Below are 767 nucleotides of genomic sequence, written 5' to 3' on the forward strand. Positions count from 1 at the left end.
TGGTGCGGCAGTCCCTTCTACCGCCATTACCACGCCTCTTTCCTGGCCAATTTCCGCACCCTCCCCCCGGGTTCCATCATCCTGGAAACGGGCTGCGGCCTGGGACACGACGGGCTGGAGCTGCTGCGCGCGGGCTACCGCCTGGTGGAGACGGACATCGCGCCGGGACAGCTCGCACGGGCGCGGGAGCTCCACCTCTCTTCCGGCTACGGCGCGTCCTCCGCCCATCTCCTCGCGGACGCCGAGCGGTTACCCCTGGCATCCGGATGCTGCGACGGCGTGCTGGCGGTCGCCTCCCTGCATCACCTCCCCGACCCCCTCGCCGCCCTGCGCGAGATGCACCGCGTCCTCCGGCCCGGGGGGATGCTGGTCCTGGGGACGGAGCCCAACGACTGGCAGAACCGCACCATCTATCCCGCAGGTAAGATGCTGCTGAAAGCCCTGCGCCGCTTCAAGGGCGGCCCCGTTGGGGGAGAGGAGATGGTCTCGGAGGCGGACAAGCTCACGGAGGGGTTCTCAGCGCGGGACCTCGCCTCCCTTTTGAGGGAGGCGGGTTTCACGCAGATCGCGCTGCAGCCGGCGGGGTACCTCTCCGCAGCTATCTTTTTCCTGAGCACCGAGCTCTCGCAGATGGTCGGGCGCCCCTTGCGACTCTTCGCCCTGGAGAAAGCGCTCATCCCCCTGGACGAGGCTCTGGGCAGGATGCCTTTTCTTTCCAGGTACCCCTGGCACTGGAACGCACGGGCGAACAGATGAGGGGAGCCCTT

The 767-nt window shown here is 67.9% G+C and carries 1 protein-coding gene; it reads left to right on the plus strand.

Annotation, left to right across the window (positions count from 1 at the left end):
- On the plus strand, positions 1–756 hold a 756-nt coding region (locus tag QME84_12710), incomplete at its 5' end, for a methyltransferase domain-containing protein (protein ID MDI6875124.1).
- Positions 757–767 lie beyond the last annotated feature (11 nt).

The organism is Actinomycetota bacterium (assembly GCA_030019255.1).
Classification (GTDB): Bacteria; Actinomycetota; Geothermincolia; order Geothermincolales; family RBG-13-55-18; genus Solincola_A.